Origin of the sequence: Spirillospora sp. NBC_01491 (assembly GCF_036227065.1) — a bacterium.
GTDB lineage: Bacteria > Actinomycetota > Actinomycetes > Streptosporangiales > Streptosporangiaceae > Spirillospora > Spirillospora xylanilytica.
This window is the reverse complement of sequence record NZ_CP109432.1, coordinates 4,044,827-4,058,165: the sequence shown is the minus strand read 5'-3', so window position 1 is coordinate 4,058,165 and position 13,339 is coordinate 4,044,827. Positions and strand designations below refer to the sequence as shown.

Annotated in this window: 14 protein-coding genes; 7 read left to right on the top strand and 7 right to left on the bottom strand. The window is 73.4% G+C overall.

Features of this window, described 5'->3' with window-relative positions; translation table 11 throughout:
• Positions 1 to 99: 99 nt before the first annotated feature.
• Positions 100 to 882, bottom strand: a complete 783-nt coding sequence (locus OHA34_RS18795) for an enoyl-CoA hydratase/isomerase family protein (RefSeq protein ID WP_329522342.1) — start codon at positions 880 to 882, stop codon at positions 100 to 102.
• A 64-nt stretch (positions 883 to 946) separates the two neighbouring features.
• Between OHA34_RS18795 and OHA34_RS18790 the strand changes: the two genes are divergently transcribed.
• Entirely contained in the window at positions 947 to 1,840 is an 894-nt protein-coding gene (locus tag OHA34_RS18790) for a biotin--[acetyl-CoA-carboxylase] ligase (protein ID WP_329522341.1), read from the top strand.
• A gap of 233 nt (positions 1,841 to 2,073) precedes the next feature.
• Positions 2,074 to 3,153 carry an adenylate/guanylate cyclase domain-containing protein gene (locus OHA34_RS18785; RefSeq protein WP_329522340.1) on the top strand — a complete coding sequence of 360 codons (1,080 nt, stop codon included), beginning with the start codon at positions 2,074 to 2,076 and terminating at the stop codon, positions 3,151 to 3,153.
• A gap of 97 nt (positions 3,154 to 3,250) precedes the next feature.
• On the opposite strand, the gene bfr is transcribed toward OHA34_RS18785, so the two are convergent.
• A complete protein-coding gene (gene bfr / locus OHA34_RS18780) occupies positions 3,251 to 3,748 on the bottom strand; it encodes a bacterioferritin (RefSeq protein WP_285942818.1) in 498 nt (165 codons plus the stop codon).
• A gap of 105 nt (positions 3,749 to 3,853) precedes the next feature.
• On the bottom strand, positions 3,854 to 4,156 hold the full coding sequence (locus OHA34_RS18775; protein ID WP_285942530.1) for a (2Fe-2S)-binding protein: 303 nt from the start codon (positions 4,154 to 4,156) through the stop codon (positions 3,854 to 3,856).
• 176 nt (positions 4,157 to 4,332) lie between these two features.
• On the opposite strand from OHA34_RS18775, the gene OHA34_RS18770 reads away from it, so the two are divergent.
• The gene (locus OHA34_RS18770) at positions 4,333 to 6,189 is read left to right on the top strand and encodes a hypothetical protein (protein WP_329522339.1); all 1,857 of its coding nucleotides are present in this window, start codon (positions 4,333 to 4,335) and stop codon (positions 6,187 to 6,189) included.
• 51 nt (positions 6,190 to 6,240) lie between these two features.
• Here the strand turns inward: OHA34_RS18770 and OHA34_RS18765 are convergent, their stop codons facing one another.
• Positions 6,241 to 6,669: a hypothetical protein gene (locus OHA34_RS18765; protein WP_285942528.1), complete on the bottom strand. Its 429-nt coding sequence runs from the start codon at positions 6,667 to 6,669 to the stop codon at positions 6,241 to 6,243.
• 157 nt (positions 6,670 to 6,826) lie between these two features.
• Between OHA34_RS18765 and OHA34_RS18760 the strand changes: the two genes are divergently transcribed.
• Positions 6,827 to 7,498: a response regulator transcription factor gene (locus tag OHA34_RS18760; RefSeq protein ID WP_026402549.1), complete on the top strand. Its 672-nt coding sequence runs from the start codon at positions 6,827 to 6,829 to the stop codon at positions 7,496 to 7,498.
• Positions 7,499 to 7,594: 96 nt separating this feature from the next.
• A complete protein-coding gene (locus OHA34_RS18755; RefSeq protein WP_285942527.1) occupies positions 7,595 to 8,872 on the top strand; it encodes an ATP-binding protein in 1,278 nt (425 codons plus the stop codon).
• 10 nt (positions 8,873 to 8,882) lie between these two features.
• Here the strand turns inward: OHA34_RS18755 and OHA34_RS18750 are convergent, their stop codons facing one another.
• On the bottom strand, positions 8,883 to 9,476 hold the full coding sequence (locus tag OHA34_RS18750; RefSeq protein WP_285942526.1) for a GtrA family protein: 594 nt from the start codon (positions 9,474 to 9,476) through the stop codon (positions 8,883 to 8,885).
• 241 nt (positions 9,477 to 9,717) lie between these two features.
• On the opposite strand from OHA34_RS18750, the gene OHA34_RS18745 reads away from it, so the two are divergent.
• A complete protein-coding gene (locus tag OHA34_RS18745) occupies positions 9,718 to 10,863 on the top strand; it encodes a 5-(carboxyamino)imidazole ribonucleotide synthase (protein ID WP_329522422.1) in 1,146 nt (381 codons plus the stop codon).
• The gene (gene purE / locus OHA34_RS18740; RefSeq protein WP_285942525.1) at positions 10,860 to 11,351 is read left to right on the top strand and encodes a 5-(carboxyamino)imidazole ribonucleotide mutase; all 492 of its coding nucleotides are present in this window, start codon (positions 10,860 to 10,862) and stop codon (positions 11,349 to 11,351) included. Before OHA34_RS18745 ends, purE begins: the two co-directional genes overlap by 4 nt.
• Positions 11,352 to 11,518: 167 nt before the next feature.
• Here the strand turns inward: purE and OHA34_RS18735 are convergent, their stop codons facing one another.
• Positions 11,519 to 11,932: a CoA-binding protein gene (locus tag OHA34_RS18735; protein WP_285942524.1), complete on the bottom strand. Its 414-nt coding sequence runs from the start codon at positions 11,930 to 11,932 to the stop codon at positions 11,519 to 11,521.
• 37 nt (positions 11,933 to 11,969) lie between these two features.
• Positions 11,970 to 13,304, bottom strand: coding sequence for a UDP-glucose dehydrogenase family protein (locus tag OHA34_RS18730; RefSeq protein ID WP_285942523.1), 1,335 nt, complete (start codon positions 13,302 to 13,304; stop codon positions 11,970 to 11,972).
• Between the last annotated feature and the right edge of the window lie 35 nt (positions 13,305 to 13,339).

Genomic DNA, 13,339 nt, shown 5'->3' with positions numbered 1-13,339 from the left:
GCGATCAGGCCGGCCGTCCCCGCCGGCCGGGAGGACATCGGCGGCAGGTCCGTCGTCCACATGGCCGAGCAGATGGCCGGGCCGCTCGGCTGACCCGGCCTACGACGGCCAGTTCGGCCTGCGCTTGTCGTTGAAGGCGGCGATGCCCTCGCGGCGGTCGGCGGAGAGCGCGAGGGTGCGCCAGGCGTTGTCCTCGATGTCGAGCCCGGCGGCCAGGCTGCCCTCGGCGCCGAGCCGCATCGCGCGCTTGGCCGCCCGCACGGCGGCGGGGGAGTTCCCGGCGATCGCCGCGGCGACGGCCAGGGCCTCCTCGCGCGCCGTCCCGGCGGGGACGCTCCGGTCGACCAGCCCGTACTCGCGGGCCTCCGCGACGGCGAGGCGGCGGCCGGTCAGCACCAGGTCGGCGGCGCGGCCCGGCCCGAGCCGCCGGACGGCGAGCTGGGTGCCGCCGCCCCCGGGGACCAGCCCGATGCCCACCTCGGGCAGCCCGAACACCGCGGTCCCGTCGGCCACGATCACGTCGCACGACAGCGCGAGCTCGCAGCCGCCGCCGAGCGCGTACCCGTGCACGGCCGCGACGACCGGCTGCGGCAGGTCGAGCACCGCGCCGAACGCGGCGCGGAAGACCGGGCGCTGCGCCAGGATCTCCGCGTCGCCCATCGCGTTGCGCTCCTTGAGGTCGGCGCCCACGCAGAACGCGCGCTCGCCCGCCGCGCTCAGCACCACGGACCGCGCGGACGGGTCGGCCGCCACCTCAGCGCACACCGCGGCCAGCCGCCGCGCCATCGCCGTCGAGAGGGCGTTCAGCGCCTCCGGCCGGTCCAGCACGATCTCGGCGACGTGGCCGCCCTGCCCTTCGCGCCTCAGCGCCACTCCGTCCACGCCGGTCACTCTAGATCGCTTCCCCGGCCGGGGGCACCCGGGGCCGGTGGGGTTGGATGGTGTGGTGAGCGACTCACCGTATGCCGACCTCGACCGGCCGCCCCTGCACGAGGCGGCGCTCCGGCGCGCGCTCGTGGGGGAGGGCTCGCTGTGGCGGGACGTCCGCGTCGTGCCCGAGACCGGGTCCACCAACGCCGACCTCGCGGCCGTGGCCAGGGACGGGGCGCCCGAGGGCACCGTCCTGGTGACCGAGCTCCAGACCTCGGGCAGGGGCCGGCTGGGGCGCCCCTGGGCCGCCCCGCCGCGCTCCGGGCTGATGTTCTCGCTGCTGCTGCGGCCCGCCGTCCCGGCGGCGCGGCTCGGCTGGGCGCCGCTGCTCACCGGGGTCGCGGTGGCCACCGCCGTCCGCAGGATGACCATGTGGTCACAGGAGGGCGAGGGGTTCTTCGCCCCCGCCGCCGACCGGGAGCGGACCGGCGCCGCCGCCGTCGACGTCCGGCTGAAGTGGCCGAACGACCTGCTGGTGGGCGAGCGGAAGCTGGCCGGGATCCTGGTCGAGAAGTTCGACGACGCGCTCGTCGTCGGCGTCGGGCTGAACGTGGGGCTGCGCGAGGACGAGCTCCCGGTGCCCACCGCGACCTCCCTGGCGATCGAGGGCGCGCCGCTCAGCGACCGGGCGCCGCTGCTGCGCGCGATCCTGCGCGAGTTCGCGACCTGGTACCGCGAGTGGGTCGCGCTGGAGGGCGACCCCGAGACCAGCGGGCTGCGCACCGCCTACAAGGAGCTGTGCTGCACCCTCGGCCGCGAGGTCCGGGTCGAGCTGCCCGGCGACGCGGCCCTGGAGGGGACGGCGTCCGACATCGACACCGCGGGCCGCCTCGTGGTCGCCGGGCCCCGCGGGGAGCGGCCCGTCAGCGCCGGTGACGTCGTGCACGTGCGCGGGACGGCGGCCCCGTGAACGGCCGCGCCCGGGGGACGGCCCGGACGCCCGTCCGCGCGGGCCCGCCGCCCGGGGCCGGACGACGGATTGAGCGGAATTGTCGTCCTGACCTCGGACTGGGCACCGGATCTGCGACGATATGGCGTGGGAAAGCGGCACACAACGGGCCGTTTCGTGACCGGGAGACCGCCCGACGATGAACTGGACCACGATGCCGCGGGCGTCCCCGGCGGCGGGCTGAGGGGCAGACGATGGCAGCAGGTTTGCCGGACCCGAAGGAGATCGAGGAACTCCTGCTCGGTGGCGAGCTGTGCTACACCCGGGTCGACGCGGTGCGGCTGTCCGGGGTCACCCGGGAGTTCTCCGGCCGGGTGTGGCGGGCGTTCGGCTACCCCTCGATGCCGGACGAGGTGATCGCCTACACCGAGGGCGACGTCGCCGCGCTGTGCCGGATCCGGCGGCTCATGGACGACGGGGTGCTCGACGAGGACGGCGTGATCCGGCTCGTCCGGGCGTTCGGGCAGACCATGACCCGGCTGGCCGAATGGCAGGTCAACCTGCTCGGCGGGATGCTGAGCCAGGACCCGCAGGAGCCGCCCACCGCCGAGGCGGTCGGCTCGATCGTCGACATCGCCGAGAAGCACATCGGCGAGTTCGAGCCGCTGGTGGTGCACGCCTGGCGGCGCCAGCTCGCCGCCGCCGGGACCCGCGCCATCGCCGCCGCGTCCACCCGCGAGGCCGCCGCGCAGGGCGAGCCCGGCGCGGTCGCGGCGGGACGCACGCTGACGACCGTGGGCTTCGCCGACATGGTGTCGTTCACCCAGGTGAGCCGCGACCTGGAGGAGCTGGAGCTGGCCCGGGTGGTGGAGTGGTTCGAGGAGACCGCCTCCGACATCGTCGCCTCGTGCGGCGGGCGGCTGGTCAAGACGCTCGGCGACGAGGTGCTGTTCTGCGCGGACTCGCCGCTGGTGGGCGGCGAGATCGCGCTCGCGATCGCCGAGACGATCCAGGACGAGATCGAGGTGCCCGACGTCCGGGTCGGCGTGGCCTACGGCCCGGTGCTGCCGCTGATGGGCGACATGTTCGGGACCACCGTGAACCTGGCCGCGCGGCTGACCAAGCTGGCCCGGCCCGGCTCGGTCGTGATCGACACCGAGCTGGCCGCGGCGCTGGAGGGGGAGCCGGGGCTGGAGGTCACCAAGATCGTCCGGCGTCCGGTCCGCGGCCTCGGCATCATCCAGCCGTCCGTCCTGCGCCGCTCCACCCGAAACCCGGACGTACAGGACGCCCCGGACGGCCCCGGGAACGCCGCCGGCGGCGGACCGGCCTGAGAAGGCCGGTCCACCGCCGGGAGTGCTCGTCCTGGAAGTTCCCCCGGAGACGCCGGCCCCGAAGGCGGTGGGGTCTCTGGAGGCCGCCGGGGGCAGGTCAGACGGGCTTGGGGGTGCCTTCGCCCGGGGCACCGGTGAGGCGCTGGAGGTAGTTCTGCTCGCCGAGCGCGGCGACGAGCGCGATCTCGGTCTCCAGGTAGTCGATGTGCTCTTCCTCGTCGGCGAGGATCTCCTCGAAGATCCGCGCGGAGGTGATGTCGCCGCGCGAGCGCATCAGCTCGACGCCGGGCCGCAGCCGGGCCACGGCCTCCAGCTCGACCTTCATGTCGGCCTCGAGCTGCTCGAAGACGGTCTGCCCGATGCGCAGCGTGCCGATCTTCTGGTAGTTCGGCAGGCCCTCGAGGAACAGGATGCGGTCGGTCAGCCGTTCGGCGTGCCGCATCTCGTCGAAGGACTCGGCCCGGGTGTGCTCGGCCATGCGGGTGAAGCCCCAGTTCTCCTGCATCTTCGCGTGCAGGAAGTACTGGTTGATCGCGGTGATCTCCGCGGTGAGCTGCTCGTTGAGCAGCGCGATGATGTCCTTGTCGCCTTCCATATCGCCCATGCTTCCATGGGACCCGTTCCTCGGGCAGCACTGACCCCCGCACGGGGCGTGTCCTCATCGGGGAGGACGGCCGGTGCGGACGGCTTCGGAGCTGCCTCAGGCGGCGGTCTGCGGCGCGGAACCCCTCTCGAGCTCGATCATCGGGGTGTCGCCCACCGGGACTTCGCGGGGAAGCTCAGGGGCGAGTTCGAGGGGGGCGGGGCCGCCGGTGAGGGCGTCCACCAGCTCGCTGGCCGTGCGGTGCTCGCTGACCATGGCGTGCAGCCGCTTGGTGCACGATCCGCAGCCGGGCAGCATGCCGCAGGCGGCCTTGACGTCCTTCGCCGAGCGGCTGCCGCCGTGGGCCAGGCAGTCGCGCACGTCGTCCTCCGTGACGGCGTTGCAGACGCAGACGTACATGCGCTGGGGGACCTCTCATGCGGTGGGCGGCCGGCGGGGCCGCCGGATGCTTAGGGGCCCCTCATTAAGGTAAGGCTCCCCTAAGGTAACCCACGGATGTCCGTTCTGACCAGTGCCATCCCGATCGGTGTGAGCCACCCCTCAGCGGGAAGCATGGTTTGGGACGATTTGAGGGGATGTGGTCCAAGGTGCATGACGCCTCGGAGCTCCCGGCGCCCGCCGGGTCCTACCGCCTGCGCCTGTGCGGCACCGCGGACGAGCGCTTCGGCTTCGCCGAGGCCGCCGCGTTCGCCCCGTACCTAATGGCTCTCGGGGTGTCGCACGTCCACCTGTCGCCCGTGCTCCAGCCGACGGCGGTGGCGCGGGGGCCCGCGTCCGCCGCCGTCACCGTGCCCGTGGACGGTCACGTGCGGCTGTCGGAGGAGCTCGGGGGCCTGGAGGCGTTCCGCGCGATGGCGGCCCGGTTCCGCGCGCATGGGCTGGGCGTGCTGGTCGATGTGCTCCCCGCACCCGTCTCCGCGTCCACGCCCCCATCCGGGGTGGCAGCGCGTGCGGACGATCTCGAAATCTTCGAACGGCCGCACGGGCCGTTGCTGGGGCTCGTCTCCGAAGGGCTGGTGGACGGGCTGCGGATCGACGATCCCGACGGCCTGAGCGACCCGCGCGGCTACCTGGAGCGCCTCGCCGAGCGGCTTCCCGGCAAGTGGATCCTGCTGGAGAAGGCGGCTGCCGGGGAGGAGCGCGTACCGGGCGACTGGCCGTGCGCGGGCACCAGTGGGTACGACTCGCTCGCGATGGTGAACGGCCTGTTCGTCGACCGCGAGGGGGAGAAGCCGCTCGCCGACCTCCGGATGTCGTTCACCGGCGGCGGCGCGGCCTCGCTCGACGACATCGGCGCCGGCCACGCCCCAGGGCGGTTCACCGTCGCTCCGGACGCCTTCCACGCGCACTGTGCACGCCTCGTCCGCGACTGGCCGTCCACGATGACGGCCCTGTCCGACCACGACACCGAGCACCAGGAGGACGTCCGGGCCCGGTTCGCCGTCCTAGCCGAGATGCCCGGCCCCTGGGCCGACGCCGTCACCCGCTGGCAGGCCCGGTGCGCCGTCGCGGACGGTGGGACGGGCGGTGGGACGGGTGGTGGGACGGGCGGTGCCGGTGCCGGGACGGGGTCGCCGCTGGAGCCCGATCTCGACTACCTGATGTGGCAGACGCTCGTCGGCGCCTGGCCGCTCACCTTCGACCGGCTGACGGCGTTCCTGGTGAGGGCGGCGCGGGCGGCCGGCACCCGGACCACCGCGGCCGTCCCGGACCGCGCGTACGAGGCGGGCATCGCCGCGCGGGCCCGCCAGGTGCTCGACGATCGCGCCCTGATGGCCGACGTGGGCGCGTTCGTCGACCTGCTGGAGCCGTACGCGCGGATCAACACGCTCGGGCAGAAGATCGTCCAGCTCACCATGCCGGGCGTCCCGGACGTCTACCAGGGCTGCGAGCTGACCGGGTTCGCGGTCGCGGGCCCCGACAACCTGCGGCCCGTCGACCACGCGTGGCGGCGCGACCGCCTCCTCCGGCTCGACAGCGGGCGCCCGCCGCGCGGCCTGGACGACGAGAAGCTGCTGGTCACCTCGCGGGCGCTGCGCCAGCGCCGGGAACATCCCGACTGGTACGGCCCGCCCGTCGAATGGGATCCGGCCGCGGCGCACAGTCCCGCCGCCGAGTACGAGCCGGTCCCCGACCACGGGCCGCCCCTGGTGAACGACCCGGCCACGGCGTACCGGCCGCTCCCCGCCGCCGGGCCCGCCGCCGAGCACGCCGTGGCGTTCTGGCGGGGGAACGCGCTCACAGTGGCGACGAGGCTGCCCGTCGGGCTGGAGCGCCTGGGCGGCTGGAAGGGCACCACGCTGGACCTCGGCTACCAGGGCTGGCGGGACGTGCTCACCGGCGCCCTGCTCTGGGGACCCGTCCTCGACCTCGGCGACGTGCTCGAACGCCTGCCGGTGGCGCTGCTCGTACCCAAGGAGATGCGTTCATAGCGGGCTCGTCTGGCGTGTCCCGACGTTCGGGCGTGTCCAGACGTTCCCGGATCACCTTCCCGAGCGGCCCGGTCGCGGGATCGACAACAGGTCCCGGTCGTCCGCCGACAGCACGGGTTGCGGCAGCCGGCGGCGCCGGTGCCGGGCGATGAGCACCCCCAGCGCCAGCACGAACAGCAGCACGCCGAGGAAGACCAGCGACCATCCGGCCCGCGCCCCGTACCAGCGCTCGGGGACGTCCCCGGCCAGCGGCAGCCCGGTGAGCCGGTTGCACAGGTAGCCGAGCGGGTTCGCCGCGCCCTGGGCCAGCGCGTACCACCAGACGCGGTCGCGATCGTCCAGCAGGAAGGCGGCGACCCCGGCCAGCGCCGTGATCACGGCCAGGATCAGGAAGACCCCCAAATAGGACTCGGTGCCGAATCCGCCGGGGACGGCCTGGAAGTGCAGCGCGGCCAGAGCGAGGAGGAGGACTGCCGCCACCGGCCGGGCGACATCCTGCCGGAGTGGCGGCACGTACGGTTACCTCCGGATTGCTTGTGGTGTGTCCGTATTCGAGGATGTACTACGAGTGGCAAACCGCAGGTCAAGAGCGCGGCGGCTGCCGGGAAACGTTCATGAATGGCCATACGATCGGTTCATGACCTCAGTACTGCTCGCCGAGGACGACACGTCCATCTCCGAGCCTCTCGCCCGCGCGCTGCGTCGCGAGGGGTACACCGTTGAAGTCAGTCCGGACGGGCCGCAGGCCCTGGAACGGGCGCTCGGGGGCGGCGTGGATCTCATCGTTCTCGACCTGGGCCTGCCCGAACTGGACGGGCTCGAGGTGGCCCGCCGGGTCCGTGCCGAGGGGCATGGAGTGCCCATCCTGATCTTGACCGCCCGCGCCGACGAGGTCGACACGGTCGTCGGCCTCGACGCCGGGGCCGACGACTACGTGACCAAGCCGTTCCGGCTGGCCGAGCTGCTGGCCCGGGTCCGGGCGCTGCTGCGCCGCGGCAGCACCGAGACCCCGATCGTCCAGGGGGTCCGGATCGACGCCGAGTCGCGCCGGGCCTGGATGGGCGAACAGGAGCTCCAGCTCACCACCAAGGAGTTCGACCTGCTCCGCGTCCTGGTCCGGGACGCGGGCAAGGTCGTGACCCGCGAACAGATCATGCGCGAGGTGTGGGACACCAACTGGTGGGGTTCCACCAAGACCCTCGACATGCACATTTCCTGGCTGCGCCGCAAGCTCGGCGACGACGCCGGCAGTCCCCGCTACATCACCACCGTGCGGGGCGTCGGGTTCCGGTTCGAGCGCGGCGACTAGCACCACCCGCCATGGTCATGCGGTTCCGCCACGGGTCTTCCCGAGAGACCCGGGGCAGATCCGCATGATCGTGGCTTCACCTTCGAAGGAGCCCTGATGAGGCGCCGACTGCTCCTGTCGACGCTCGCGGTGGCGGTCGTCGCGATCCTGCTGCTCGGCATCCCCCTCGCCTACGCCACGCACAAGCTCATCTACGAGGAGGCCCGCCAGTCACTGGAACGCGAGGTCTCCTCCATCCTCGGCGGCGTCGGATTCAGCCTGGAGTCCCGCCAGCCGATCTCCAGCGAGAAGATCGCCCAGGAGTACCCCGGCCGGCGGATCGTGATCGTCCTGCCCGACAACCGCATCGTGACCGCGGGCGCCGAGCCGGCCCGCGGCGCCGAGCTGCTCACCGCCGCCGGCACGTCCGGCGGCGTGCGCGTGCAGGTGTCCCGGGCGGCGTCGGAGATCCAGGACGAGGCGCTGCGGCAGATGCTGCTGATCGGCAGCCTCGCCGCGCTCGGCGTCGCGGTCACCGTCGGCCTGGCCATGTTCCAGGCGCGCAAGCTGACCCTCCCGCTCATCGACCTGGCCGAGACCGCCGACCGGCTCGGCAGCGGCAACGCCCGCCCGCGACGGCGCCGGTACGGCATCGCCGAGGTCGACCGGGTCGCCGAGGTGCTCGACCGCAGCGCGGTGCGGATCGCCGACCTGCTGGCCGCCAGCCGCGAGTTCGCCTCCGACGCCAGCCACCAGCTCCGCACCCCGCTGACCGCGCTGTCCATGCGGCTGGAGGAGATGATCGAGGCGGCCGACTACCCCGACGTGGTGCGCGAGGAGGGCGCGGCGGCGGTGGCCCAGGCCGAGCGGCTGGTCGCGGTCGTCGAGCAGCTCCTGGCCCGCGCCCGGCACGACCGCACCGGCGGCGCCGTCCCGACCGGGATCGACGAGGTCATCGCCCAGCAGGTCGAGGAGTGGCGGCCGATCTTCCGGCGGGACGGCCGCGACGTCCGGCTCACCGGGGAGCAGGGGCTGGTCGGGCTGGCCAACCCCGAGGGGCTCTCCCAGATCGTGGCGACCCTGCTGGACAACTCGCTGGTGCACGGCGCCGGCACCGTCACGATCAACACCAAGCAGGGGGCGAGCTCGGTGGTCGTCGAGGTCGGCGACCAGGGCCGCGGCATCCCGCCCGAGCTGGAACCGCGGATCTTCGAACGCAGCGTCACCAGCGGCAAGGGCACCGGCCTCGGCCTCTACCTGGCCCGCTCGCTCGCGGTCGTGGACGGCGGCCGGCTGGAGCTGATCCAGGCCGACCCGGCGGTGTTCGGCATCTTCCTCCGCCAGGTCGCCGACGCGCGGCTCGCCGAGGAACGCGTGGTCATCGGCCCCACCTGAGGCCCGCCGGTCAGCGGATCCGGGTGAACTCGGCGTCCTGCGTGCCGGCCGGACGGCCGAGTCCCTGCCCGGGCAGCCCCCGCCCGTCGGCGGGCTGCCCGGGGGCCTCCCCGCCGGCCGGCGCCCGGGGACCGGTCTCGGGCAGCCCGGAGGCCGGATCGACGGGCGGCGCCGACGTCGGCAGGAAGACCCACTTCTTGTACGACCAGAACCGGAACAGCGTCGCCACGCCGGTGCCGATCACCAGCGAGATGTTGTAGGCGAGCGGCCCGGTCGCGCCGATCACGTAGTGGGTGAACCCGATGAACAGCTCGGTGATCACCAGGCCGACGCCGTTGAGCGCGAAGAACAGCACGTACTCGCGGCCGAGCCCGGTGCGGTCGCGGTGCCGGAACGTCCAGTAGCGGTTGGCGAGGTAGGAGAACGTCGTCGCGACCACGGTGGCGACGCCGTTGGAGGTCAGCGGGCCGACGCCCATGCCGGAGTTGAGGGCGTTGCCCAGCACCAGCGTGATGACGAAGGCGATCGCGCCGACGCTGCCGAACTTCGCGAGCTCGCGCACCAGGTGCGCGAACCGCCGGTGGAGAGTGGCGACCAGGCTCACGAAGAGAAACCGTCCTTCCGGACTTCGGCTACTGCGCCGCGGATCGGCACGCGGCTGCTTTCGGAGGCACCACGAGGATAGACGCAGGCTGCCACCGGGAGGCGGGAACAGGATCGAACAACGGTATCCGCGCCGTCCCGTCCCGCCGCCATGTTGGCCATACCCCGTTCGACGCGGCGTGCCCGCGATCCGTTCACTCCTTACCGGCCGATAACCTTTCAGCGTGAGAAACCCTGCCCAGATGCCGGTCGTCGGGATGGCGGGCGGCGGCCAGCTGGCCCGGATGACGCAGCAGGCCGCGATCGCGCTCGGCGTGTCGCTGCGGGTGCTGGCCGGTTCGGCGGACGACTCCGCGGCCCGCGTCTGCGCCGACGTGGTCGTCGGCGACGACGCCTCCCTTGACGACCTCCTGACCTTCGCCAAGGGCTGCGATGTGGTGACCTTCGACCACGAGCACGTCCCCGGCCCGCACATCCGGGCCCTGGAGGAGGCCGGAGTCCCCGCCCGTCCGGGCGCCGCGGCCCTGCTGCACGCCCAGGACAAGCTGGTGATGCGCGAGCGCCTCACCGAGCTGGGGGCGCCCTGCCCCGCCCACGCGCCCGTCCCCGCCGCCGAGCCGCTGGAGTTCCTGGAGGCGTTCGCCCGCGAGCACGGCCGGCCGCTGGTCCTCAAGGCCACCCGCGGCGGCTACGACGGCAAGGGCGTCTGGCTGCTGGACGACCTCGACGACGCGTCCGCCCTGATCGCCCGGCTGGCGGCCGAGGGCGTCGGCCTGATGGTCGAGGAGCACGTCCCGTTCCGCCGCGAGCTGGCCGCCGTCGTCGCCCGCTCCCCATACGGCCAGGGCGCCGCGTACCCGGTCGTGGAGACCGTCCAGGAGGACGGCATCTGCGTCGAGGTCCTCGCGCCCGCCCCCGGCCTCGCCCCCGGCCGCGCCGCCGAGGCCCAGCGCCTGGCCCTCGACATCGCCGAGAAGCTCGGCGTCACCGGCCTCCTCGCCGTCGAGCTGTTCGAGACCGAGACGGGCCTGCTGGTGAACGAGCTGGCGATGCGCCCGCACAACTCCGGCCACTGGACGATCGAGGGCTCCCGCACGTCCCAGTTCGAACAGCACCTGCGCGCCGTCCTCGACCTGCCCCTCGGCTCCACCGAGCCGACCGCCCGCCACACCGTGATGGCCAACGTCCTCGGCGGCGACGACCCCGACCTGTACCCCCGCTACATCCACGTGATGGCCCACGACCCGGCCGTCAAGGTGCACTTCTACGGCAAGGACGTCCGTCCCGGCCGCAAGATCGGCCACGTCACCGCCTGCGGCGACGACCTCGCCGAGGTGAGAGAACGCGCCCGCCACGCGGCGGCTTACTTGAGGTGGGGTCCCCAATGAACGCTGTTGTCGGTGTGGTCATGGGGAGTGACTCGGACTGGCCGGTGATGAAGGCGGCGGGTGAGGCGCTCGAGGAGTTCGGGGTGCCGTTCGAGGCCGATGTGGTGTCGGCGCACCGGATGCCGCACGACATGATCGCCTATGGCGAGGAGGCGGCCGGGCGGGGGCTGCGGGTGATCATCGCCGGGGCCGGGGGCGCCGCGCACCTGCCGGGGATGCTCGCCGCGGTGACGCCGCTGCCGGTGATCGGGGTGCCGGTGCCGCTGAAGTACCTGGACGGCATGGACTCGCTGCTGTCGATCGTCCAGATGCCGGCCGGGGTGCCGGTCGCGACGGTGGCCGTCGGCGCGGCGCGGAACGCGGGGCTGCTGGCCGTGCGGATCCTGGCGGCCTCCGATGAGGCGCTCCAGGCCCGGATGCGTGACTTCCAGCGTGAGCTGTACGACCAGGCCAAGGCGAAGGGCGCCCGCCTCCGAGAGGGACTCTAGACCTGCCCCCCCAGCGGCCTCAGCCGCCGCGCGAGCGCGTTACCTGCCCGGTGGGGCGATGCCGGAGGCGAGCCTCGCCGGGCAGATCGCGAAGCGATGCAGCGCTCGCCAAGGCCCGGTAAGGCACGAGCCGCCAGGCGAGGGCCGTAGGCCGGGACTTCAGAAGTCTAGCGGCGCAGGGCCCATTCGACGGCGGGGCAGCGGTTCATGACGACGTCGAGGCCGGCGTCCGCGGCGCGCCGGGCGGCGGCCTCGTCGATCACTTCGAGGGGCAGCCACACCGCCTTCGCGCCGGCCGCGACGGCCTCGTCCACGACGGCGCCGGCGTGTTCGGCGCGGCGGTAGACGCCGACGACGTCCACGCCGTCCGGGAGGTCGGCGAGCGAGGTGACGCCCGGCTCGCCGAGCACCTCCGCCCCGGACGGGTGGACGGGGATGATCCGTTTGCCGCGCCGCTGGAGCAGCCGCGCCTGGTTGTGGACCTCCCGGTCGGGGTTGTCGCCGAGTCCGACGAACGCCCACGTCGTCGAGTCGTTCAGGAGCCGCCGGATCACGTCCGGGTCGGCGAAGGCATCGGTCATGCAGGCGACAACGCCCGTCCGGCCCCGCTCGTTCCCGTCAGGGGCGGCCGAGGGCGCGGTAGGTCCAGCCGGCGGCGCGCCACCGCTCGGGGTCGAGGGCGTTGCGGCCGTCGACGATGTTGCGCTCGGCGACCACGGCGGCGAGTTCGGCCGGGTCCATGGTGCGGAACTCGGCCCATTCGGTGAGCAGCAGGACGGCGTGGGCGCCGCGGGCCGCGTCGAGGGCCGAGTCGCCGAAGGCGAGGTCCGGCTGGGCGCGGCGCGCGTTCTCCATGGCCTGCGGGTCGTAGACGGTGACGTCGCCGCCCTGGGCGCGGATGGTCGCGGCGACGTCGAGCGCGGGCGAGTCGCGGACGTCGTCGGAGTCGGGCTTGAACGCCGCGCCGAGCACCCCGATGGTGCGGCCGGCGAAGGAGCCGCCGAGCTGGAGCCGGGCCAGCTCCACCATCCGGATCCGGCGGCGGATGTTGATCTCGTCCACCTCGCGCAGGAAGCTGAGCGCCTGGTCGACGCCGAGCTCGCCGGCGCGGGCCATGAACGCGCGGATGTCCTTGGGCAGGCAGCCGCCGCCGAAGCCGAGCCCGGGGCCGAGGAACTTGCCGCCGATCCGGTCGTCGTGCGACAGCGCCTCCGACAGCTTGGTGACGTCGGCGTGCGCGGCCTCGCAGACCTCCGCCATCGCGTTGATGAAGGAGATCTTGGTGGCCAGGAAGGCGTTGGCCGAGACCTTGACCAGCTCGGCGGTGGGGTAGTCGGCGACGATGAACGGGCTGCCCTCGGCCAGCATCGGCGCGTAGATCTCGCGGAGGATCTTCTCGGCGTGCCCGGCGGCGCCCTCCTCGGGCGGCAGCCCGGCGACGATCCGGTCCGGGTGCAGGGTGTCCTTGACGGCGAAGCCCTCGCGCAGGAACTCGGGGTTCCAGGCCAGCACGGCGTCGGCGCCGGCCGGGGCGAGCGCGGCGATGCGGCGGGAGAGCCGGTCGGCGGTGCCGACCGGCACGGTCGACTTCCCGACGATCAGGCACGGGTCGCGCAGCCGGGACGCCAGCCGGGTGACCGCCTCGTCCACGTAGGCCATGTCGGCCGCGTACTCGCCGGACTTCTGCGGGGTGCCGACGCACAGGAAGTGCACGTCGCCGAACCCGGCGACCTCGTCGTAGGACGTGGTGAAGCGCAGCCGTCCGCTGTCCAGGCCGCGGCGCAGCAGCGGCTCCAGGCCGGGCTCGTAGAACGGCAGGTCTCCGGCCGACAGCCGGGCGATCTTCTCTGTGTCGACGTCCAGGCCGAGCACCTCGAAGCCCAGATCCGCCATGCAGGCGGCATGGGTGGTGCCGAGGTACCCGGTTCCGATCACCGTCAGCCGGTGGGCCAAGGCGACTCCCCTCTCTCCGCTGGTTCTCCAAGTCC